This is a genomic window from Aeromicrobium sp. PE09-221, assembly GCF_002174305.1.
GTDB lineage: Bacteria > Actinomycetota > Actinomycetes > Propionibacteriales > Nocardioidaceae > Aeromicrobium.
This window is the reverse complement of record NZ_MIJB01000023.1, coordinates 21,098-41,568: the sequence shown is the minus strand read 5'-3', so window position 1 is coordinate 41,568 and position 20,471 is coordinate 21,098. Positions and strand designations below refer to the sequence as shown.

Sequence of the window (20,471 nt, the reverse complement as noted above, 5' to 3'; positions counted from 1 at the left end):
CGCTGAGTGTGACGTTTGGACGGCTGAGACGGCGTTTTCACCGCCCCAACGTCACACTCAACGAGAGGCTCCCGAGCTCAGGCGTCTCCAGGTAAGCAGCCCACCGCCGGAGAGCAGAGCAGCGCCGAGGGCGAACCACCATGGCGAGACCGGGGATCCGGTGCCCGGCAGATCGCGATCGGGCCGAGCTGCCTCATTGCGGTCCGGCTGCCCCGTCTCCTCGGGCCCGGGCTGTGTCGGCTGAGGCTCGGTGGGAACAGGCTCGGTCGGTGCCGGCTCGGTCGGCTCAGGGCCGGGGCCGGCCCCACCGTCGTTTTCGGTGGTCACGGCGAAGAAGGTCGTGGTGCCCGAGACCTCGTTGCCCGTGATGACGAGCGGCTGGTCGATAGGGGAGTCACCCGCGTCGACGAAGGCGATGCCCTCGGGTCCGAGGTCACCGGCTCGGCGCAGCACCTCCGCGGGATCGGCCCCGCCGTCGATCTCCTGCTCGGCCGAGACGGAGAAGTCACGCTCATTGGTGTAGCGGACGAATTCTGGTGCGGTCGGATCGGTGATGTCGTAGACGATCACCCCTCCGACGCGCTCGAAGCCGATGAAGGCGTACGTCCGGTCACCGACCTGCCCGATGGCCAGGTTCTCCGGTTCGGGCCCCTTGTCGTCGCTGCGGCCGTCGAAGTTCGACTCGGAGTGGTTGGAGTTGAAGTGCTCGGGCAGCGCCGCGGCCACGATGCGCTCGAACTCGTCGCCCGAGTCGAAGACGAGCTCGCCGCCGGGGGTCCAGATCGAGAATGAGCGGCTGCCGAAGGAGTAGAGCTGCTCATAGCAGGTGCCGTCGGCGCGTAGCCCGTTCTCGAGGGTGATGTTCAACCGTCCGAGATCGGCATCACCGGTGAGACCGGCGGCTGGAGAGTCCGAGCAGATCGGCGGATTGTCCTCCGTGCCGAGATCCCTGACGCGGACGGCTTCGGCGTAGTCGCCCCATTCGCGGGCGTCACCCTCATTCGCGGTCACCAGATAGGTCTGGCCGCCGGTGGTGTAGGAAGCGATGCCGTCGGGCTGGTACATACCGAGCACCGGACGGGGAGCGATGTCGATGGCGCCATCGCGGTCGGAGGCGTCGAACCCCTGCCCGGGCTGACTGTGGTCCTTGAAGCCGAGGGGCCAGATGTCCGTCACCTGCGAGCTCGCCAGGTCCACGACGGCCACGGCATTGTTCTCCTGCAGCGTGACGTATGCCGTGCCGTCCTCGATGGCTACGTACTCGGGTTCGAGATTCGTGGAGATCGGGAACTCGGTATCGACCTCGGGCCCGAAGATGCGTACGTCCTCGGGCAGATCGCGGGGGCCGTCCGCCTCCCATTCGTGGAAGGTGGCCGTGCGAACGGCCTGCTGCGGGGGAGCGCTCACCGTGTCCGACAGCGAGACGACACTGACCGAGCCCTCCGGGTCGACGCCGTAGTCGTCGGCGGGTTCACCCTCGTTCGCCGAGACCGCGAATGCGCCGTCGGGGGACACGCTGACCATGTCCGGTTGCGCACCGACCTCGACCGTGCCGAGATTGCCGAGCGTGACGGCGTCGGCGAACAGCAGCTGCCCTGGGTCGGTCTTGACGGGTGCTTCGATCGCCGCGACCACCAGACCGTCGTCACGGACGGACAGGGAGTTCACGACGCCCTGCGGTGCCGCGATGGTGCCGACCTGCGACGGTGAGGCCGGGTCCGAGGCGTCGAGCACGTCGATCTGACCGGATAACGCGTTGACCACGAAGGCGCGCTGTGTACCGGCGTGGAAGGCCACGATCTCCGCGGCGCTCTCGTCGAACTGGCCGGTGTGATGCGTGCCGAGCGGGGTCAGCGATCCGGTCGGATCGGTATCGGCGGGGAACGTGGTGGTCGCGGCCGCGGTGACCGAGGCTCCGAGGACGATGGTCGCTGCGGCGGTCAGGGAGAGAAAGTGTCGATGCACGTGGCGAGACGTTAGGGATGAGCGACGACGAGTGGGCGGCGTCCGGGTGAACACGAGATGGAGGTGACGCGAAGCCTTCCATGCCGGAGCTGTCCCTGCGAGGATGGTGGGCGACGCAGGGAAGGGCCGATGAGGTGCTGCGATGCCGTTCGTCGAGCTGGAGGCCGGACCCCTTGCCTTTGAGGACACCGGCGGAGAAGGGCCTGTCGTCGTGCTCTGTCATGGAGTTCCGATGGATCATCGGATCTGGCGCAAGGTCATCCCGCGGCTGTCGGGGTTGCGGGTCGTCGCGCCCACTTTGCCGCTCGGAGGCCATCGCCTGCCGATGCGTCCCGGTGCGGACCTGTCGCAACGAGGCGTCGCACGTATCCTCGGGGACTTCCTCGACGCGCTCGAACTCGACGACGTCACCCTCGTGCTGAATGACTGGGGTGGGGGCCAGTTCCTCATCAACGACGGCCGGACCGATCGCATCGGCCGTCTGGTGCTGGTGGCCTGCGAGGCTTTCGACAACTTCCCTCCCGGGTCGGCGAAGATCATGAACATCGCGGGCAGGATTCCCGGCGGCTTCTGGTTGCTGTTGCGGTTGATGGCCCTGCGGGCCTTCCGGCAGATGGAGCGGGGCTACGGCGGCATGTCTGTCGTCGGTCTGCCCGATGAGCTGATCGTCGACTGGTTCCGTCCGGCGACGGTGGATCGGCGGATCCGCCGCGACTTCGTCGCCTTCGCGACGGGCAACCCGTCTCGTGCCGAGTTGCTCCGGCTTTCACAGCAGTGGAGGTCTTTCACCAGGCCTGTGCTGATCGTCTGGGCCGCCGAGGACCGGCTGATGCCCGCCGCCCACGGCCCGCGGCTCGAGGCGCTCTACCCCGATTCTCGTCTGGAGGTCGTCGAGGGCACGGCCACACTCGTGGCAGAGGACCGACCCGAGCTGCTCGCCGAGCTCATCGTGGACTTCGTCCAGGACGGTCGTTAGTCGTCGAGGCTGCCCGCGAGTTCGGCGAGGCGGTGTGCCAGCGCGTGAGCTTCGGCAGTGCGATCGCTCCAGTCGTCGACCACGATGCCGCGGTAGCCGTCTCGTGCCCAGGCGAGCAGTGATCGGCCGTGCCCATCGAGATGCTCGATCACCTCCTCGGCTGCGACGTCCTTGGCGACGATCCGTCCGTCGCGGATCGTCACGACGGCGCGGGCGAGGGTCAACAGGGTGTTGCGCTCGTCGCCGGCGATGTCATCGAGCAAGTCGGGGATGCCGGCCAGGACCGCATCGCGCAGCGCGCCGCGGGGGACCGCCGCGACGAGATCTGACAGGGCTGGACCGATCAATGCGCGATGTTCGGCCTGGGCGGTGGCTAGCAGGGTGACCACGTCGTGGTCCCTCGCCGGCGGCGAGAGCCCTCCCTCGACGAACTCGGCACGCATCCACTCGCCGTACTGGAAGTCGCGCGTCGGCCACTCGGGCCAAGAGGAGACGTCACCGAGAACGACGCTGGTGAGCTCGATCGGACGTCTGTCGGCGGCCTCGGGGAAGCGCTCCGCGTGGTCGTGCCAACCGGAGACTTCCAGGAGAATTCCTATGATCGCGGCGCGTTCCCCGGACGTGAGCGAGCGGTGGGTGAGCAACAGGAGATCGATATCGCTGTCGGGATTCAACCGGGTGACAGCTGATCCGTAGAGGTAGAAGCCCGCCAGGGCCCCAGGGTCATGTCGGCACACATGGTCGACGACGGGTGCGATCAGCCGCTCGACGGCAGCGTCTACGGGCGGCTCCATTCCTCGACACGGTAGTCGATCGCCGTCTGCTCTACTGGGCTCATGCAGCCCGCGTACACGAGTGACCTGGCCCGCGACCCCTTGCCTCTTCGTGGTCGATCCGTGGTCGTCACCGGGGTGAGCCGACGTGGGGGGATCGGCTATGCGCTCGCCTGCCGGCTCGCCGCCTATGGCGCGAGCATCCTCTGCCACCATTTCTCGCCTCACGACGATGAGCAGCCATGGGGCTCCGATGATCTGGCCCTCGTACTCGACGGCGTGCGCCGTCACCTCGTCGGTGATGCTCGGGTGGTTGACCTGCACGCCGATCTCGCGGAGGCTGACACGCCTGAGCGGGTGATCGAAGCTGCCGCGGGGGAGTTCGGCCGGCTGGACGCGCTGGTGTGCAATCAGGCGCTCAGCGGTTCGGACGGTGCTCTCGGCGAACTGACGGCAGTCGAGCTCGACCGCCATTGGGCTGTGGACGCGCGGGCGTCGATCCTGCTGGCACAAGCCTTCGCCGCGCGACACGAGGATGGAACACCTGCTTCGATCGTCTTCCTGACATCGGGGCAGGGACTTGGGCCCATGCCCGGCGAGGTGGCCTACGCGGCGGCCAAGGCAGCGCTCGCCGGCGTCACCACGACCATCGCGGATCAGTTGGCCGATCGCGGCATCCGGGTGAACACGGTCAATCCTGGTCCCGTCGACACTGGCTACCTCACCGAGGACATGATGCGAATGGTCAAGCCGATGTTCCCCTTCGGCCGCTTCGGTGAGCCCGACGATCCCGCCCGTTTGATCGCCTGGCTGTTGACCGATGAGGCCCGCTGGATCGTCGGCCAGACGATCAATACCGAAGGGGGCTTCGGCCGCTGGCGCCCTCGAGGCGGCGGTGGGCCTGGCGCCTCTTGAGCGCGTTGAGCGGTGCGCGTCTCACCGCCCCGCCGAGTGGTGCAAATTCGCCCTCGGACCGCCGCTTTCGTGGGCGAATTTGCCCACCACTGGATGGCCGCCCGACCTGACGAATCTGATCGGCTTGTGCCCCAGAAATGGAGTCATCGCACCAGGGGCATAGCCGCGATGGAGTACCGGGCAGTACACACCGGGACACTGATGGTCGACCCACGACCCACGAGTTCCGCGACAGACACCACTGCCTCCTGCCCGGCAGCCACCCACGCCACCGAAGACGACGCAACCTCGCCCGCCAGCGCGCCCTCCACCACCAGACCTACCCCACGCCAGCTGAACCGAGGCCCCTCGCGTCAGGCGTTCTCGACGGTGTCCCCCGTGGGATCGTCGGCAGCGGGGGCGGCCAGATGGGCACCGCCGATCGGTGTGCTGCTCCAGCTCACGAGCCGCCAGCCCGACCGAGGATCGCCCTCGATCTCGACGAGCCCGGTGTTCGCCAGTGGGGTCCGCTCGACCGTGTCGATATCGACTCCCTCGACACGTGCGCTCGCCCACGAGCGGATGGCCGCGCCGTGCGAGACCATGATCACCCGCTGCCAGCCGCCTTCTGCGATCTGCGCCACGGATCGGTCGAAACGGTCGAAGAAGGCGTGACCGTCGCTCCCGCCGGGCATCCGATGGTCGAGACGTCCTCGTCCCCACGCGAACACGGTCTCCAGGTAGGCGCGGTGCGAGGCACTGTCTCGGTTCATCTCCAGGTCGCCCGCCTCCACCTCCCGGATCCCTTCGAGGGTCTGCGGCGCGAGGGAGAGTGCCTGGGCGAGGGGCGCGGCGGTCAGCGACGTGCGGACCAGCGGAGAGATCATCAGCGCGTCGATCGACAGGTCGGCCAGCGCACCGGGGACCGCCTCGGCCTGTGACTGTCCCAGGGCGGTCAGGCCCGGGCCGGGGGCACCAGTGTCGAGGGCTCCGGCGACATTCGCCGGGGTCTGGCCGTGGCGGAGCATCAGCAGTCGCATCGTTCCATTCTTCCGGGTGGTTCCAGCCGGCTCGACCAGGCCCCGAGCCCCGGCGCGCTCCGCTGAACCCGGTCCGGGACTAGGCTGGAGACATGGCACAGATCTTCTCCCTGGAGTATCCGCAATCGCTCGGCATCTTCGACGACTACGCCGACGCGCAGAAGGCGGTCGACTACCTCTCAGATCATGGGTTCCCGGTCGAGAACGTCCTCATCGTCGGTACCGAGCTCAAACAGCTCGAACGCGTCACCGGGCGTATGACCTGGGGCCGCGCGATCCTCGGCGGGGTCGGTGCCGGTGCATGGCTCGGCCTCCTCGTGGGCCTCCTGCTCGGCATCTTCGCCGCGGAGGGCCAGTGGGTCGGTGCGGTCCTCACGGGTCTGCTGCTGGGCATCGTCTGGGGCGGCATCCTCGCCGCCGTATCGTATGCGATGCAGCGTGGACAGCGCGACTTCTCCAGCGTCAAGACGATCCTGCCCAGCAAGTTCGAGGTCTTGGTCGAGCACAAGTTCCTCGCGCAGGGCCAGGAGCTGCTCGCGCAGCGACCGGGTGCCGCCTCGGCCTTCTGACACCGTGGGGTGACGGGGCAGTAACTTCCTCGCGTCCGGTATCGGCCATGATGTGTGCCGTAGGCCACCGAACGCGAGGATGACATGACCAAGACGAATCCGGGCAACTTCTTCGAGGACTTCACCGTCGGGCAGGTGATCGAGCACGCGACTCCGCGGACTGTCACCGAAGGCGACCGCGCGCTATATCAGTCGCTGTACCCGACACGCTTCGCTGTGCCGTCCTCCGTCGAGTTCGCGGCTTCAGTGGGGCTCGATCCGGCTCCGGTCGAGGATCTGGTGGCCTTCCACATCGCCTTCGGCAAGACCGTCCCGGATGTCTCGCTCAATGCGGTGGCGAACCTCGGCTATGCCGAATGCCGCTTCCACCGCCCGGTGGTTCCCGGGGACACCCTCTCGACTCGTTCGGAGGTCATCGGCCTCAAGCAGAACTCGAACGGCAAGAGCGGTGTGGTCTACGTGCGCTCGACCGCCACGAACCAGCGTGGCGAGGTCGCCCTGGAGTGGGCGCGTTGGGTCATGGTGCACAAGCGCGATATCGACGCGCCGGCTCCCGAGACCGTCCTCCCCGAGCTCGCCGCAGTGGTTGCCGCCGACGATCTGATCCTCCCTGAGGGTCTGGACTTCACCGACTATGATTTCGTCGCCGCCGGTGAGCCCCATCGTTTGGACGACTACGAGGTGGGGGAGAAGATCGACCACGTCGACGGCGTCACGCTCACCGATCCCGAGCACATGATGGCGACCCGCCTCTGGCAGAACACCGCCAAGGTGCACTTCAACACCGAGGCGCGTCCCGATGGTCGCCGTCTGGTCTACGGGGGCCATGTCATCTCGATGGCCCGGGCGCTCTCCTTCAATGGGCTGGCCAATGCTCAGCTGATCGCGGCGATCAACGCCGGGGCCCACACATCGCCGGCCTTCGCCGGCGATACGGTTTACGCCTGGTCCGAGGTGCTCGACAAGGCGGAGACCACCGCGCCGGGTGTCGGTGCGTTGCGGCTGAGGCTCGTCGCCACCAAGGGACGCGATGAGTCGCTGAGCCTGCGTGGCGAGGACGGCAGGTATCTGCCCCAGGTGCTGCTCGATCTCGATTACTGGGTACTCGTTCCCCGGTGAGTGTCGGCCGGCCCCGGGCCATCGCGCACCGGTGCTCATGCAGGAGGCGACGTGACCACCGGGCTCTGCCAGTAGCCTGGCGGCGTGAACGTTCTTGCTCCCGAAGCTGAGTTGTGGATCGTCCGGCATGGTCAGACCGAGTGGAGCCGTGAGTGGCGGCACACGTCGTTCACCGATCTGCCGCTCACCGAGGAGGGGGAACGGCAGGCTGAGACTCTGCGGGACGCGCTGGCCTCCGTCGAATTCGACAGCGTGCTGTCGAGCCCGCGGATCCGCGCGCGCAGGACCGCGGAGCTGGCCGGCTTCCATGACGTCATTCTCGATGAGGACCTCGCCGAGTGGGACTACGGCGACTACGAGGGTCTGACGACCGAGACCATCCGGGAGCGTGTGCCGGACTGGACCGTCTGGACCCATCCGTGTCCCAACGGTGAGACCGCCGCGGAGATCGGTGTCAGACTCGATCGCGTGGTCGATCTGGCGCGTCGGCCCGGGCGCACGTTGGTGTTCGCGCACGGACACAGCCTGCGCGTCCTCGCCGCGCGTTGGCTGGGGCTCGAGGTCGAACAGGGGCGCATCTTCGACCTGGACACCGCCACCTACTCGGTGCTGAGCGCCGACCGTGGCACACCGGTGGTCAAGCGATGGAATGTCACCGGCTGGTAGTCGATGCCCTCAACCGCGAAGGCGTGACATGTCGGCGTTCCTCAGATAACTGAGTATTCAGAATCGGCACATCGTGGCATCTATTCCGATTAGGCTCGGGCCGGCAGTAGTCATCGGTGAGTATCGGAGAAGGCAATGGAGATCCGAGAGCGATTGTCGAGTCTTGCGTCCAAGATCGAGACGCAGGGAGCAGGCATCGAGACGGAGGAGGCGACGAAGAACGCCTTCGTGATGCCTTTCATCTCTCTGGTCCTCGGATATGACGTCTTCAATCCCCACGAGGTCATCCCAGAGTTCACTGCTGATGTGGGCACGAAACGTGGTGAGAAGATCGACTACGCCATCATGAACGGCGACGAGGTCCAGATCCTCATCGAGTGCAAGAGACATGGCGACGTCCTGAATCTGAAGCATGCTTCGCAGCTGTTCCGTTATTTCGCGGTGACTCATGCTCGGATCGCTCTGTTGACGAACGGCGACGACTACCATTTCTATACTGATCTCGATGCCCCGAATCGCATGGACGAGAAGCCGTTCTTAGTGCTGAAGGTGACAGACCTCGATGCCAACCTCATTCCGGAGCTGACGAAACTGGCCAAGGGAACATTCGACCTCGAATCGGTCCTGAATGCTGCCGAAGAGCTGAAGTACATCGGAGAATTGAAGCGAGTACTCGGCGCTCAGTTCGTCGAGCCGGACGTGGAGTGGGTGCGGTTCCTCACTTCGCAGGTCTATGGAGGGCCTTTCACGCAGCGCGTCCGCGAACAGTTCTCGGGGCTCGTTGTCAAAGCGCACAAGCAGTTTCTTGCGGACCGTGTCAACGATCGCCTCAAGGCAGCGCTGGGTGGGCAGCCGGTCGATGCCGTCTCGGTCGGAGACTCGCTCAGTGAGCCAGTGGCCGAGGCGGACCTGGAGAGGTCAGAGGCGGAAGCTGATGGCATCCTCACGACCCTCGAAGAGATCGAAGCCTTCCAGATAGTGCGGGCGATCGTGTGCAGCGAGGTTGCGGTAGGCCGGGTGGCCCAACGTGACACGAAGTCGTACTTTGGCGTGCTGCTCGACGACAACAACCGCAAGCCGATCGCAAGGCTTCATTTCAATACCTCGCAGCGCTACCTGGGTACCTTCGATAAGGACAAGAACGAGACGCGGCATCCGATCGCAACGCTTGATGAGATCTACGAGCACGCTGAGACTCTCAGGGAGACCGTGCACTACTACGACTGATAGATGTGCGCTCTGGGGCGAGCCGTGTCACAGAAGCATCGAAGGTTTGATGCCCTAGCCTGGGATCGTGCGCATCGACCTTCACACGCACTCGACCCGCTCGGACGGCACCGACTCTCCCGCCGATCTCGTCCGTCACGCGCGCGAGGACGCCGGACTCGACATCGTCGCCCTGACCGACCATGACTCCACGGCTGGCTGGGAGGAGGCGCAGGCCGCTGCCGACGAGGTGGGCGGTATCCGCCTCGTGCGCGGTATCGAGATCTCGACGCGCTATGAGGGCGCGAGTGTGCACCTGCTCGGCTACGAGTTCGATCCTGCGTATCCGCCGCTCGTCGAGGAGCTGGAGCGGGTGCTCGGTGGCCGCGACGACCGCCTTCCGCTGACGATCGCCCGGCTCAACGAGCTGGGTTATGCGATCACCGAGGACGACGTGCATGCCGTCGCGGCCGATGCCATCTCCTCGGGGCGGCCGCACATCGCCGACGCGCTGATCGCCAAGGGTTACATCGCCTCTCGTGAGGAGGCCTTCGCCACCCTGCTCTCGCCCGGCAAGCCGGCCTATGTCGATCGCTACGCCGCCGACCTCCAGAGGGCCATAGAGCTACTGGCCGCGGCCGGTGGACGTGCCGTGATCGCCCATCCGTGGGCGCGGGAGAGCAGGGAGGTCCTCGATCTCGAGGTATTCGCCGCGCTCGGGGAATCCGGACTCGTGGGCATCGAGGTTGACCACAACGACCACGATGAGCACGATCGGGCGACGCTGGCCGGCATGGCCGATGAGCTGGGTCTGATAGCGACCGGTTCGAGCGACTACCACGGAACCGGCAAGGTGGGGTTCCCCCTCGGGGCGAACCTGACCGATCCCGAGCAGTTCGCCCGGCTACTGGACTGAATCCCCATTTGAGCATCTGCTCAAACTGTCATATTCTCCTTTTTGATCGACTGCTCAAAAAGGAGAATCCATGATGCTGCCCCCGAGACGGCACGATGCACCGGCCCGGATCTATGTCGAGACGACCATCCATGCGCCGGTGGAGCGGGTCTGGGCACTGTCCCAGGATCCTCAGGAACACGCCCGCTGGGATCTGCGGTTCGGCAGCATCGTCGCCGAGGCGCCCGGCCGATTCCGTTACTCGACATTCGGCGTGCACGGCCTCGGTGCTCATGCGGGAACTCGCGAGCGTGCGGACGGGGGAGCGACGTCCTCGCTGCGCTTCACCTCCCCCCATCGGCTCTCGCCGATCGCCGAAGGGGCGGGCTACTGGCGCTACGTGCCCACCGATGGCGGACGGGTGAGGTTCCTGACCGGCTACGACTATGAACCGCGTTATCGCCGTCTCGACCGCCTCGTGCGTCCGCTCATGGGATGGGCGACGGCATGGTCCTTCGACCGGCTGCGGCTATGGGCGGAGATCGGCCAGACGCCGCGACGTTCAGTGTCGCTCGCCCTCGTGGACGTGGCAGCGCGGACACTGCCCTTCCTCCTCGTCCTCCGTCGGCCGTGGCTTCTGCCGGTCGCGACACTGCTCGCGCTGCGGCCTACGCCATCGCGTGTACCGTCCGCTCGTCGATGCCTTCGGACCCCGCCCGATCGGACATCGGCGACCGCGCCGGGGCAGCTCACCCGAATCGACGTGCCCCGATGAGCATCTTCCGGCAAGCATTGGGCACCTCATTCGACGCGTTGCATCCCGCGATGCAACGTCGCTTCGGACTGTCGTCGGGGGACCGGAGCATCGGGCGAGGCGTCATGAAGCGGCTCTGGCGCGGACCCGCCTATATGACCCCGTTCCTGGCGCTGGGGGCGTCGCGCCACCTGCTCTTCCCCGAGTCCGGCACCGATATCCCCTTCACCATCGAGAATTGCGGTTACCGAGACGGTCTCGGGCGCGAGGCCGTCTCCTTCGTGCGGACCTTCGAGGTGGCACCGGGCCTCCGGCGCCGTTTCGATGCCGCGATGGTCCTCGACCCCGACCACGGCATCGTGGATTTCCTCGGCACACACCACCACATCGCCGCGGCCCTCGCGCTCGAGGTTCGCGACGGTGGTCTTGATCTGCGCAGCACGGCCCAGTTGATCGCCGTGAGTCGTTGGTGGCCGCTGCCGCGCTGGGCGACCGGACACGCGCGGGTGCGCGAATCCTATGATGACGACTCCGATGAGTATGTGATCTCGGTACGGGTGGAGCATCCGGTGTGCGGGCCGGTCTTCGGCTACGACGGTCGCTTCAACGCCGAATTCGATCACGGACCGCCCCCCGCTGCGGTGCTGCCTACGCTCGAACGGCCGCTCCCGGTCCCGGGGGCAAGATCCTTCGCGGGGTCGTCCAGGTGACGATGATGCCGCGCTGGGAGATCGCCGGTCGAGCGCTGACCGCCGGATGCGTGACCGGTGGATTCCTCGGGGCTGTGGTCGGCTTCCTCGGTGGAATCGGCGCGGACGGGACACCTGGCACGGGGCTCGGGTACGCCGCTCTCGGGGCGATGCTGGGCATTCCCACCGGTGTCATCCTGTGTCTGCCCGGCATGATCGTGGCGACCATACTGTTTCCGCCGATGGTTGAGCGTTGTGGCGAGGTGGCCGCGCGGTCCGGGATCGCGGTGATCGTCGGGCTCATCACCGGTGGATGCCTCGTGTTGGCGGGTGCCGCCGAGCGCTCGCTCGCCCTCGTGCCGATCGCGATGATCGTCGCAGCGCTGGGTCTTCGCGACGGCAGGGGGTTCGCGTGCACGCTTCGCGGGGTGATGAAGGCGCTGGAACGTCTCGTCAGCGTGGCAGCCGCGGTCCTGGTGGGTCTGCTGCTTGCTATGGCAGTGGTCGCGGTCGGCCTCGCATGGATGCAGAGTCGTGGGGACAGTTCACTCGACCCCACCTTCACCCGGTACCCCGAGGAGTTCATGGCTCTGTCACCGCTCACCGTGGGGGTGCAGGCGGTGCCACCGAGTATTCCGTCGGGGGTTGTGGCTGTGGTGTCGTTCGGTGCCGGGGCGCGGTGGCTCGGTGCTGGCCGGGCGGCCGGGGTGGCTGCGCTGGGTGGATCGGCGATGGCGGTGCTGATGGCATCAGGTGGGTGGGGCGGCGGATCTGATCCGTCGCTCACGGCTGTCCTGGCGGGTATCGGAGGTGTCGTTGCGGGCGTCGGGGCGGCGGGAGCGTGCGCGCTGGTGCCGCCGCTCCGTTCTAGGGTGAGCGTGTGAGTACGCCCAAATCGGAGGAGACCAAGCGTCGGCTGGTGCGCGCCACGATCGCGAGCATCGAGGCCGATGGTCTGGCGAAGGTCTCGGCTCGGAGCATCGCCGAGCGGGCCGGCCTGGCCCAGGGATTGATCTTCTACCACTTCGGCAGCGTCGTGGAGCTCATCGGCGAGGCCTGTCTGACGGCCACGCAGGAGCGGGTCGACCGCTATGCCGAGCAGTTCGACGCCGTCGACACCTTCACCGGGCTCGTCGACCTGGCGACCCGGGTCCGTCGTGAGGAGCGGGAATCGGGCAATGTCGCGATCCTGGGCCAGGCGCTCGCGGCCGCGCAGACCGACCCGGCGATGGCCGAGGTGTCCGGTACCGCGCTTGACCTCTGGACCGATCAAGTCCGCGAGGTCACGCAGCGCGTGCTGGTGGGATCGCCCTTCGCCGAGCTGATCGCCGCGGACGAGCTGGCGCATCTGGTGTCGTCGGCGTTCATCGGCATCGAGTTGACGGCGCCGATGCGGACGGCAGAGGCCGACGGAGCGTTGACGACCCTCGGTTCGTTGGCGCACACGATCGACGGGCTGGGTCCGGTCGCGCGCCGGGCGATCCGCGCTGCCTTGAGGTGACTTTCCTCGGTGGCTTGCCATGATGGAAAGTAAGCAATAGAGTTTCCATCATGGAAAGTCGAGATGAGTTCAACGATGACGCCGCCCGCGAGGCGCTGGCCTCGATCGACGGCGTCCGCGATGGCGTCGCCGATCATGCTGCGGCGCCCACCGGCTATTACGCCTACCTCGGCGTGGGCGCCGGCTTGCTGACGGTCTCCCCGGCAGCCGATGCCTGGCAGCCGCTGATCGCCCTCCTCGGCGCCGTCATCGTCATCAGCTCGGTGTTCTGGTATCGCCGCAGCACCGGTGTCTGGGACTTCGGCAACCCCTTCGTCCGCGAGGCATGGCGTTACTGGCTGATGATCGTGCCGTTCGTCCTCGGCGTCCTCACCTCAGTGATCACCGAGAACCTGGCGGTCGCGACCATCTCCGGCGTGGCCGTCGTGCTCCTGTGGGCGATCATCGGGCCCCAGTGGGATCGCGACTACCGGCGCGCCCTGCGAGCCGCTTCATGACCACGGGGGTCGAGGGGTTCGACACGGTCATCCACGCCCCGCACCGACTGCAGATCTGCGCGGCTCTCGCCACCGTTGATCATGTCGAGTTCGCGGTCTTGCGTGAAGTGCTCGGTGTCAGCGAGTCCGTGCTCAGCAAGCAGGTCAAGGCCCTCGACGAGGCCGGCTACGTCAGCGTCACCAAGGGGACCCGCGACCGGCGGGTCCGCACCTGGGCGTCGCTGACGAAGGAGGGCCGTCGCGCCTACCGCGATCACGTGGCCGCCTTACGCGCGATCGTCGGCTGATCCGCCTGCGCGTCGCGATCCTTCCCCATCACCGAGTGGTGCCTTCATGACCCCACTCGCAGACAGGATTCCACCACTCGCGTGGGCGGATCGGAGTCAGCTGATGAGGAAGGGCAGCCAGGCGTCGACGAGCGTCCCGGGGGCTTCGACGGCGGGGGAGTGGCCCGTATCGGGAATGACGACAACCTGGGTCCCGAGTCGTCGCGCCATCTCGTCCTGCGCCTCGAAGGACCAGGCATCGTCGTTCTCACCCCGGCCGACCCAGACCGGGACACTCGTGTCCGCGACATCCTCGATGATGTCCGGGGCATCGATCAGCGCCTGCGTCATCGCCGCGAGCGCCGCCTGGGACTGCGAGGTGAAGCGCCGGGCCAGGAAGGCGGTGATCTGGGCGGGCCGCTTGATGCCCTGCTCGCGCAGCTGATGGATCTTCAACAGCGGGAGCTGGCCGATCGCCGCGACGACATGCTTGAGCGGACGAGTCGGCGAGTCCCCGAGAGCCCCGGGACCGGTGCACAGGAGGCTCAACGTCGCGACCCTCTCGGGTGCCGCGACCGTGGCCTGCTGCGCGACGAGGCCGCCGAAGGAATGACCCAGGAGGTGGAACGGAGTACCGAAGGCCGTCTCCGCGAGAGCGAGGGCGTCCTGGGCGAAACCGTCGAGGGTGTAGTCGTCGTCCGGCTCGCCGGGTGTCTCGTACTGGCCGCGTTGGTCATAGGCGAGGGCATCGAAGCCGTGTGCTGCCAGCAACGGCAGGATCGGGGTGAAGTCCTCCTTGCTCCCCGTCCATCCATGGACCAGCAGGATCGCCCCACGGGCCTCTCCCTGCGGTCTGGCCCGATGTACCGCGTGTTCGCAACGGACAGATGCGATACGGGTCACCTCGACCCCGTCGGGGATGTCCAGGGTCTGCGGGACGCTCATCAGCGACCTCGCTTGGCGACGGCCGCGACGAGACCGATCGGCGCATGCCGCGCGAGCGTCGAGAGCACGCGATAGCGCGTGGACGGTATCGACAACGCCCTGCGTCGCCGCAGATCACGCAGGGAGGCCGCGGCGACGTCATCGGCCTTGAGCCACATCCACTCCGGGATATCGGAGATGTCGGCGTCCATACGCTGATGGAACTCGGTGCGGGTGAAGCCGGGACAGAGGGCCTGCACGACCACGCCCGCGTCCGCGTACTGCAGATGGGCCCACAGCGAGAGGTTCACCAGCCACGATTTGTGGGCTGAGTATGCTCCGCGCGGGGTGAAGGCCGCGACGCTCGCGACGTTGACGATCGCCCCGTAACCGCGTCGGGACATCGCCTTGAGCGCCGCATCCATCAGGTGCATCGGGGCGCGAACGAGCAGATCGAGCTGGCGGTCCTCCAGCGCGATATCGGTCGTGCCGAACCATCCCGCGATCGACGCGCCGGCGTTGTTGACCAGCAGGCCGATCGGTCGGGACTCATCGGCGATCCGCGTGGAGACGCGGTCGAGCGCGTCGGGGTCGGTCAGATCGGCCGGCAGGATCTCGATGTCCACGCCGTGATCGCGGCGCAGTTCGTCGGAGAGCCGGTGCAGTCGATCCTCATCGCGTGCGACCAGGACGAGGTCCACGCCTTCGGCGGCGAGCCGCCAGGCGAAGGCGGCACCGATCCCCGCGGTCGGTCCGGTGACGAGGGCGCGCGCAGTCATGGCGCCAGCATGCCATCCCCGCCATGCGCTGTCCGATGTGGATACACCGCGCGGCGGGTGGGGACGATGGCACAATGGGCACGTGACGACGACCATCGCGCTGGCGAACCAGAAGGGCGGCGTGGCCAAGACCACGAGTGTCGCCTCGCTCGGTGCTGCGCTCGCCGAAGAGGGCCAGCGGGTGCTCGTCGTCGACCTCGATCCCCAAGGGAGCCTCACCTTCTCGTTGGGCATCGATCCCGAGGAACTCGACGTCACGGTAGGGGAGGTCTTGCTCGGCAAGGTGCCCGCCATCGAGGCCATCCTGGAGACTGATGACGGCGTCGACCTCCTGCCGGCGAGTATCGCGCTCACACAGGCCGAGGAGCAGCTCGTCACGCGCACGGGCCGCGAGCAGCGCCTCCGCGTGGCGCTCGACAAGGTGCGCTCGGACTATGACTGGATCCTGTTGGACTGCCCGCCGGCGCTGGGCGTGCTGACGGTCGGCGCGCTCTCCGCCGCCGACGAAGTGGTGATCCCCCTGCAGGCCGAGACGCTCTCACATCGCGGCGTCGGTCAGCTGCTGGACACCATCTACGATGTGCGACAGTTCATCAACCCCGCTCTGGTCATCCGCGGCGTGCTGGCGACGATGTACGACGGCCGCACCCGGCACGCGCAGAATGTCCGCACGGCGATCGCCGAGACCTATGACCTGAGGCTCCTCGAACCGCCCATCCCCAAGTCGATCCGCTTCGCCGAGGCCCCGGCGATCGGCCGCTCCATCCTCGCCACCTCGGTGAACCACAAGGGCGCGGATGCCTATCGAGCGATCGCCAGGGGGTTCCTCGATGGGTAAGCACCGCCGCTCCTCGCAGCGGATGCGAGCCCGGGGGACGATGTTCTTCGGTTCGGTCACCGTGTCCCTCGGCATCGGACTGACGGCGATCCTGGCGCCGTCGTCGAGTGCGGGTGACGACGACACGCCGGCGCTCGTGCGCGCGACCCTGCCCGTGCTCGCCCAGGAGGTCGTCCCGCCGGCCGAGCCGGAGCCCGAGGAGCCGCCAGCCGAGGAGGCGGATCCCGCGGTACCGGCGGACTCGGGGGAGGGCCGCCGGGTGGTGTTCAGCCAAGGGGACCAACGGGTCTGGCTCGTGGAGGACGACGGCACCGTCACGTCCACCTATCTGGTGTCCGGCAGCCGCTTCGACAATCTCGACCCGGGCTCGTACGAGGTGCGGGCACGCTATCGGCACGCCACGAGCTTCGACAATTCGGGCACGATGGAGTATTTCGTCGAGTTCACCACCGGCTGGAGCGAGCCGATCGGCTTCCACGCGATCCCCGTCGATCATGACGGTCAGCTGGAGCAGTCCCTCGACGATCTGGGCGTGGCGCTCTCGGCCGGGTGCATCCGTCAGGACATCGAAGACGCCGCTTTCCTCTGGGACTGGGCGCCGATGGGCACCCCGGTCATCGTCGTCTGACGCCTCCCCGCTGACACCCCTCACCTCCGTGGGCGGTGAGTTATCCCGTATTACGACGATGGGCGGTGAGCGGTCAACCACTACCGGCCCGCTCGCTCGTCGCTCGCGGTGCACGAGGCGACGGACGATGTGTTTCTAGGGCTGCTATAGCAACCGCAGAGTCACATGCTTCGTCCCACGGAGACTAAGGATGTGATTCTGCGGTTGCCATGGCGACCACGGAATCACATCCTTAGTCTCCAGACAGCCTGGGGCGTGAGCGGTCAGGTACGTGACTGCTCACCGCCCATCGAGACGTACGGGTATCAATTGTTGGAGGTGGAGGCCGGAGCCGAGGTGGCGTTGCCCTCACCCGAGCCGCCACCGCCGGAATGACGGCGGCGACGACGCCGTCGACGTGGCTGTCCGTCCTCACCGGTACGCGGCTGGGCGTCACCGGAGGAGGCCTGCGCCTTCTCGGTCGAGGGCTCTGGCGAGCCGCCGGAGCCACCGGAGGACCGGCGGTTGCGCTGTCGATTGCGTGACGAGCCGCCCGAACCGGAGGACTGACGATCACCCTGCTTGGGCTTCGGCTCCCGCGGGGCCGCCGGCTTCAGCCGGCCCTTGACCTTCGGGTCGATGCCGAGATCGCGGAACAGGTGCTCGGAGGTGGAGTAGGTCTCCTCCGGCTCCTCGAAGGGCAGATCGAGTGCGGTGTTGATGAGCTTCCAGCGCTGGATATCGGCCCAATCGACGAAGGTGACGGCAGTGCCGCTCGCGCCCGCACGCCCGGTGCGGCCGATGCGGTGCACATAGGTCTTGTCGTCCTCGGGGCATGTGTAGTTGATGACGTGCGTGATGCCCGCGACATCGATGCCGCGCGCGGCGACATCGGTCGCGACGAGGATGCTCACCTCGCCGTCGCGGAAGCCCTGCAGAGCCTTCTCGCGCGCCTTCTGCGCCATGTCGCCGTGCAGGGGAGAGGCCGGGAAACCGCGATCGGCGAGGTCATCCGCCACCCGCTGCGCCTGGCGCTTGGTGCGGGTGAAGATGATCACACGGCCGACGTCATCGGCCTGCAGGATCCGCGCCACGACCTCCGGCTTGTCCATATCGTGCGCCTGCCAGACGAACTGATTCGTGGCGGGCACGGTCTGGTTGGCCTCAGCGGACTCCGCCCGGATGTTCATGGGGTGGTGCATGTGCTTACGGGCCAGCGAGACGATCGCACCGGGCATGGTCGCGCTGAACAACATCGTCTGGCGGGTCTCGGGCGTGCGCGCGAGGATAGCCTCGACATCGGGCAGGAAGCCCAGATCGAGCATCTCATCAGCTTCGTCGAGGACCAGCGACTTGACGTGGCTGACGTCGAGGGCACCGCGATTGATCAGGTCGAGGATCCGGCCCGGGGTGCCGGTGACGATGTCGACACCCGATTCGAGCGCCTCGAGCTGCGGCTCGTACGGCACGCCGCCGTAGATCGTCAGATTGCGGGTCCCTCGGTGCTTGGACGCGGTGTCGACGTCCTTGGCGACCTGCAGGGCCAGCTCACGTGTCGGGGCGACGATGAGGGCTTGGGGCTTGCCCGGTGCGGCGAGCTCGTCGTAGTCGGCATCGCCGGGGATGAGGGTGCGCTGGATGACGGGAATGGAAAAGGCGAGGGTCTTACCGGTGCCGGTACGCGCCTGGCCGATGAGGTCGGTGCCCATGAGACCGACCTGCAGGGTCATCTCCTGGATTGGGAACGGCGTGGTGATGCCGACCTCGGCCAAGGCTTCGGCGATGGAGGACTCGACGCCCAGTTCGGTGAAAGTAGTCAGGGTTCTTCTCGGATTTCTTCTCTGACGTCCGCGGACGTCGCACGTCTGTATCGCTCGGGCGGCCTCACATGATGCATCGTGCCGCGCTACGCTGCGGTGCATGACCGCCGCCGTACCGAACGCCTTCGATGACCCAGCCTACCGGCAAGGCGTCGTCGAGCTGCTGGGACTGCTGGCCTACGGTGAGATCAGTGCCTGGGAGCGGCTCGCCGAGGACGCCAAGATGGCCCCCACGCTGGCCCAGGAGGCCGAGGTCGCGGCGATGGCCTCCGCGGAATGGCAGCACTTCACGCAGTTGCGCGATCGGCTCGTCGCGCTGGGGGAGGATCCCTACGAGGCGATGCTGCCGTTCCGGCCGATCTTCGAGCGATTCCATGCGCGGACGCAGCCGGGGGACTTCCTGGAGGGACTGCTCAAGGCGTATGTCGGAGACGGCCTCGCAGCCGACTTCTATCGCGAGATCGCCGCATTCCTCGATGCCGATACGCGCGAGCTCGTGCTCGACACGCTCAGCGGCACCGGACACTCCGAATTCGTCGTCGACGTCATCCGCGATGCGATCATGGAGGAACCGCGGGTCGGTGGGAAGCTTGCGCTCTGGGGCCGCCGGTTCATGGGCGAGGCCCTGAGCCAGGCCCAGACGGTCGTGGCGGAGCGCGATGCCCTGACCGCGGTGCTGGTGGGCAATGCCGACCGCCCCGGCGCGATCATGGACCTCACGGTCATCGGCCGTATGCTGACCCGACTGACCGAGGCGCACACCGCGCGTATGGACAAGCTCGGCCTCGCCGCCTGACCCTGACGCCAGGGACTCAGCCGCCGATGCCGAAGCCGACCTTGCGGCCGGTGTCGGAGGTGAAGTACAGGTAGGCGACCTTGTCCGCCGGGACGGCGACGGTCCGGCCCTTGGCATCGCTGAGGCTGAACACCGTCTCCTTCTCGATCGCGGCGTTCAACTCGCCCAGCACCTCCTCGGGTGCGGCATCGGTCTCGACGGACAGTTCACGGGAGGCGTTCTGGACGCCGATCTTGACCTCCACGGTCATTCTCCTTCGGTGGGTTGACGATGAGGATTGGGGAAACCGCCGATACCGCGCCACGCGAGCGCCGACACGAGCTGGACGGCCTCGTCGCGGCCGAGAGAGGACTCGGCGGAGAGCCAGTTGCGCGCGCCGACATGGCCCATGCCCACCAGGCTGACCGCGAGCAGTTGCGCCGCGGCATCGGGCAGATCGGTGTCCTCGCTGATGACCTCCGCGATGGCCGAGGCCGACTCGCTGATCACCCGGTCGACGATGTCGCGGACCTCGGGATCATTGGTCAGGTCCGAACCGAACACCAGCAGGAAGGACTGCCCCTGGGCATCGACATAGTCGAACCACAGCTCGATCGTGGCCTGCACGCGTCGGCGGTTGTCCGTCGTGGAGGCCAGCGCCGTGGTGACGCCCGCGATGATCTCATCCGCCGAGGTGGTCAGCAGGGCGAGATACAGGTCGAGCTTGCCGGGGAAGTGCTGGTACAGCACCGGTTTGGAGACGCCCGCGCGCTCGGCGATCTCGTCCATGGACGCGGAGTGGTAACCCTGCTCGACGAAGACCTCGCGGGCGACTCCCAGCAGCTGCGCACGGCGAGCATCGCGGGGAAGTCGACTGGTGCGGGGACGGGCATCGGGAGGGGAACTCACCACGCCAGC

24 protein-coding genes are annotated in these 20,471 nt (G+C 67.1%); 16 read left to right on the top strand and 8 right to left on the bottom strand.

Translation table 11 applies throughout. The features are described 5' to 3' along the window. Positions 1 to 57: 57 nt before the first annotated feature. The gene (locus BHE97_RS11985; RefSeq protein ID WP_201791426.1) at positions 58 to 1,965 is read right to left on the bottom strand and encodes a choice-of-anchor I family protein; all 1,908 of its coding nucleotides are present in this window, start codon (positions 1,963 to 1,965) and stop codon (positions 58 to 60) included. Between the two features lie 142 nt (positions 1,966 to 2,107). Between BHE97_RS11985 and BHE97_RS11980 the strand changes: the two genes are divergently transcribed. Then, positions 2,108 to 2,941, top strand: a complete 834-nt coding sequence (locus BHE97_RS11980; RefSeq protein WP_087624276.1) for an alpha/beta hydrolase — start codon at positions 2,108 to 2,110, stop codon at positions 2,939 to 2,941. On the opposite strand, the gene BHE97_RS11975 is transcribed toward BHE97_RS11980, so the two are convergent. Further along, positions 2,938 to 3,735, bottom strand: coding sequence for an aminoglycoside adenylyltransferase domain-containing protein (locus BHE97_RS11975; RefSeq protein WP_087624275.1), 798 nt, complete (start codon positions 3,733 to 3,735; stop codon positions 2,938 to 2,940). The genes BHE97_RS11980 and BHE97_RS11975 overlap by 4 nt on opposite strands. Positions 3,736 to 3,777: 42 nt before the next feature. Between BHE97_RS11975 and BHE97_RS11970 the strand changes: the two genes are divergently transcribed. Next, a complete protein-coding gene (locus BHE97_RS11970; protein ID WP_087624274.1) occupies positions 3,778 to 4,629 on the top strand; it encodes an SDR family oxidoreductase in 852 nt (283 codons plus the stop codon). Between the two features lie 353 nt (positions 4,630 to 4,982). On the opposite strand, the gene BHE97_RS11965 is transcribed toward BHE97_RS11970, so the two are convergent. Then, on the bottom strand, positions 4,983 to 5,648 hold the full coding sequence (locus BHE97_RS11965; protein ID WP_087624273.1) for a histidine phosphatase family protein: 666 nt from the start codon (positions 5,646 to 5,648) through the stop codon (positions 4,983 to 4,985). A gap of 92 nt (positions 5,649 to 5,740) precedes the next feature. Here BHE97_RS11965 and BHE97_RS11960 point away from each other — a divergent pair, with 92 nt between their 5' ends. From BHE97_RS11960 to BHE97_RS11910, 11 genes are all read left to right on the top strand, one after another. Continuing rightward, on the top strand, positions 5,741 to 6,217 hold the full coding sequence (locus BHE97_RS11960) for a general stress protein (RefSeq protein ID WP_087624272.1): 477 nt from the start codon (positions 5,741 to 5,743) through the stop codon (positions 6,215 to 6,217). An 84-nt stretch (positions 6,218 to 6,301) separates the two neighbouring features. Further along, positions 6,302 to 7,336: a MaoC family dehydratase gene (locus BHE97_RS11955; protein ID WP_087624271.1), complete on the top strand. Its 1,035-nt coding sequence runs from the start codon at positions 6,302 to 6,304 to the stop codon at positions 7,334 to 7,336. A gap of 84 nt (positions 7,337 to 7,420) precedes the next feature. After that, complete coding sequence (locus BHE97_RS11950; RefSeq protein WP_087624270.1) at positions 7,421 to 8,002, top strand: histidine phosphatase family protein; 582 nt, start codon at positions 7,421 to 7,423, stop codon at positions 8,000 to 8,002. A gap of 135 nt (positions 8,003 to 8,137) precedes the next feature. Continuing rightward, positions 8,138 to 9,229, top strand: a complete 1,092-nt coding sequence (locus BHE97_RS11945) for a type I restriction endonuclease (RefSeq protein ID WP_087624269.1) — start codon at positions 8,138 to 8,140, stop codon at positions 9,227 to 9,229. Between the two features lie 67 nt (positions 9,230 to 9,296). Beyond that, positions 9,297 to 10,124: a PHP domain-containing protein gene (locus tag BHE97_RS11940; RefSeq protein WP_087624268.1), complete on the top strand. Its 828-nt coding sequence runs from the start codon at positions 9,297 to 9,299 to the stop codon at positions 10,122 to 10,124. Positions 10,125 to 10,194: 70 nt separating this feature from the next. Then, positions 10,195 to 10,878 (top strand): SRPBCC family protein, encoded by a 684-nt coding sequence (locus BHE97_RS11935; RefSeq protein WP_236757666.1) that lies wholly within the window; start codon positions 10,195 to 10,197, stop codon positions 10,876 to 10,878. Further along, a complete protein-coding gene (locus BHE97_RS11930) occupies positions 10,875 to 11,567 on the top strand; it encodes a DUF4166 domain-containing protein (protein WP_170931391.1) in 693 nt (230 codons plus the stop codon). The genes BHE97_RS11935 and BHE97_RS11930 overlap by 4 nt, the downstream gene beginning before the upstream one ends. 5 nt (positions 11,568 to 11,572) lie before the next feature. After that, entirely contained in the window at positions 11,573 to 12,430 is an 858-nt protein-coding gene (locus tag BHE97_RS11925; protein WP_236757665.1) for a hypothetical protein, read from the top strand. Then, positions 12,427 to 13,047, top strand: a complete 621-nt coding sequence (locus BHE97_RS11920) for a TetR/AcrR family transcriptional regulator (RefSeq protein WP_087624265.1) — start codon at positions 12,427 to 12,429, stop codon at positions 13,045 to 13,047. Before BHE97_RS11925 ends, BHE97_RS11920 begins: the two co-directional genes overlap by 4 nt. Positions 13,048 to 13,097: 50 nt before the next feature. Further along, on the top strand, positions 13,098 to 13,544 hold the full coding sequence (locus tag BHE97_RS11915; RefSeq protein WP_087624264.1) for a hypothetical protein: 447 nt from the start codon (positions 13,098 to 13,100) through the stop codon (positions 13,542 to 13,544). After that, entirely contained in the window at positions 13,541 to 13,831 is a 291-nt protein-coding gene (locus BHE97_RS11910; RefSeq protein ID WP_087624263.1) for a transcriptional regulator, read from the top strand. Before BHE97_RS11915 ends, BHE97_RS11910 begins: the two co-directional genes overlap by 4 nt. 96 nt (positions 13,832 to 13,927) lie before the next feature. Here the strand turns inward: BHE97_RS11910 and BHE97_RS11905 are convergent, their stop codons facing one another. Both BHE97_RS11905 and BHE97_RS11900 read right to left on the bottom strand, forming a co-directional pair. Further along, complete coding sequence (locus tag BHE97_RS11905; protein WP_087624262.1) at positions 13,928 to 14,755, bottom strand: alpha/beta hydrolase; 828 nt, start codon at positions 14,753 to 14,755, stop codon at positions 13,928 to 13,930. Beyond that, the gene (locus tag BHE97_RS11900) at positions 14,755 to 15,513 is read right to left on the bottom strand and encodes an SDR family NAD(P)-dependent oxidoreductase (RefSeq protein ID WP_087624261.1); all 759 of its coding nucleotides are present in this window, start codon (positions 15,511 to 15,513) and stop codon (positions 14,755 to 14,757) included. The genes BHE97_RS11905 and BHE97_RS11900 overlap by 1 nt, the downstream gene beginning before the upstream one ends. 82 nt (positions 15,514 to 15,595) lie before the next feature. Here BHE97_RS11900 and BHE97_RS11895 point away from each other — a divergent pair, with 82 nt between their 5' ends. Together BHE97_RS11895 and BHE97_RS11890 are read left to right on the top strand one after the other, a co-directional pair. Then, positions 15,596 to 16,351, top strand: coding sequence for a ParA family protein (locus tag BHE97_RS11895; RefSeq protein WP_170931390.1), 756 nt, complete (start codon positions 15,596 to 15,598; stop codon positions 16,349 to 16,351). Next, positions 16,344 to 16,979, top strand: a complete 636-nt coding sequence (locus BHE97_RS11890) for a L,D-transpeptidase (RefSeq protein WP_170931389.1) — start codon at positions 16,344 to 16,346, stop codon at positions 16,977 to 16,979. The genes BHE97_RS11895 and BHE97_RS11890 overlap by 8 nt, the downstream gene beginning before the upstream one ends. 305 nt (positions 16,980 to 17,284) lie before the next feature. Here the strand turns inward: BHE97_RS11890 and BHE97_RS11885 are convergent, their stop codons facing one another. Beyond that, positions 17,285 to 18,778, bottom strand: a complete 1,494-nt coding sequence (locus BHE97_RS11885; RefSeq protein WP_236757674.1) for a DEAD/DEAH box helicase — start codon at positions 18,776 to 18,778, stop codon at positions 17,285 to 17,287. Positions 18,779 to 18,878: 100 nt separating this feature from the next. Here BHE97_RS11885 and BHE97_RS11880 point away from each other — a divergent pair, with 100 nt between their 5' ends. Then, positions 18,879 to 19,574 carry a ferritin-like fold-containing protein gene (locus BHE97_RS11880; protein ID WP_087624258.1) on the top strand — a complete coding sequence of 232 codons (696 nt, stop codon included), beginning with the start codon at positions 18,879 to 18,881 and terminating at the stop codon, positions 19,572 to 19,574. Positions 19,575 to 19,590: 16 nt separating this feature from the next. Here BHE97_RS11880 and BHE97_RS11875 read toward each other — a convergent pair whose 3' ends face one another. Beyond that, positions 19,591 to 19,818 (bottom strand): DUF3107 domain-containing protein, encoded by a 228-nt coding sequence (locus BHE97_RS11875; protein WP_087624353.1) that lies wholly within the window; start codon positions 19,816 to 19,818, stop codon positions 19,591 to 19,593. 2 nt (positions 19,819 to 19,820) lie between these two features. Next, positions 19,821 to 20,462 carry a TetR/AcrR family transcriptional regulator gene (locus tag BHE97_RS11870; protein WP_201791425.1) on the bottom strand — a complete coding sequence of 214 codons (642 nt, stop codon included), beginning with the start codon at positions 20,460 to 20,462 and terminating at the stop codon, positions 19,821 to 19,823. Between the last annotated feature and the right edge of the window lie 9 nt (positions 20,463 to 20,471).

Excerpts from the sequence above, each read along its gene's own strand:
- BHE97_RS11880 (WP_087624258.1), top strand. The coding sequence starts at position 18,879 with ATGACCGCCGCCGTACCGAACGCCTTCGATGACCCAGCCTACCGGCAA.
- BHE97_RS11905 (WP_087624262.1), bottom strand. The coding sequence starts at position 14,755 with ATGAGCGTCCCGCAGACCCTGGACATCCCCGACGGGGTCGAGGTGACC.
- BHE97_RS11965 (WP_087624273.1), bottom strand. The coding sequence starts at position 5,648 with ATGCGACTGCTGATGCTCCGCCACGGCCAGACCCCGGCGAATGTCGCC.
- BHE97_RS11935 (WP_236757666.1), top strand. The coding sequence starts at position 10,195 with ATGATGCTGCCCCCGAGACGGCACGATGCACCGGCCCGGATCTATGTC.
- BHE97_RS11970 (WP_087624274.1), top strand. The coding sequence starts at position 3,778 with ATGCAGCCCGCGTACACGAGTGACCTGGCCCGCGACCCCTTGCCTCTT.
- BHE97_RS11925 (WP_236757665.1), top strand. The coding sequence starts at position 11,573 with ATGCCGCGCTGGGAGATCGCCGGTCGAGCGCTGACCGCCGGATGCGTG.
- BHE97_RS11910 (WP_087624263.1), top strand. The coding sequence starts at position 13,541 with ATGACCACGGGGGTCGAGGGGTTCGACACGGTCATCCACGCCCCGCAC.
- BHE97_RS11955 (WP_087624271.1), top strand. The coding sequence starts at position 6,302 with ATGACCAAGACGAATCCGGGCAACTTCTTCGAGGACTTCACCGTCGGG.
- BHE97_RS11900 (WP_087624261.1), bottom strand. The coding sequence starts at position 15,513 with ATGACTGCGCGCGCCCTCGTCACCGGACCGACCGCGGGGATCGGTGCC.
- BHE97_RS11960 (WP_087624272.1), top strand. The coding sequence starts at position 5,741 with ATGGCACAGATCTTCTCCCTGGAGTATCCGCAATCGCTCGGCATCTTC.
- BHE97_RS11975 (WP_087624275.1), bottom strand. The coding sequence starts at position 3,735 with ATGGAGCCGCCCGTAGACGCTGCCGTCGAGCGGCTGATCGCACCCGTC.
- BHE97_RS11945 (WP_087624269.1), top strand. The coding sequence starts at position 8,138 with ATGGAGATCCGAGAGCGATTGTCGAGTCTTGCGTCCAAGATCGAGACG.
- BHE97_RS11890 (WP_170931389.1), top strand. The coding sequence starts at position 16,344 with ATGGGTAAGCACCGCCGCTCCTCGCAGCGGATGCGAGCCCGGGGGACG.
- BHE97_RS11930 (WP_170931391.1), top strand. The coding sequence starts at position 10,875 with ATGAGCATCTTCCGGCAAGCATTGGGCACCTCATTCGACGCGTTGCAT.
- BHE97_RS11980 (WP_087624276.1), top strand. The coding sequence starts at position 2,108 with ATGCCGTTCGTCGAGCTGGAGGCCGGACCCCTTGCCTTTGAGGACACC.
- BHE97_RS11915 (WP_087624264.1), top strand. The coding sequence starts at position 13,098 with ATGGAAAGTCGAGATGAGTTCAACGATGACGCCGCCCGCGAGGCGCTG.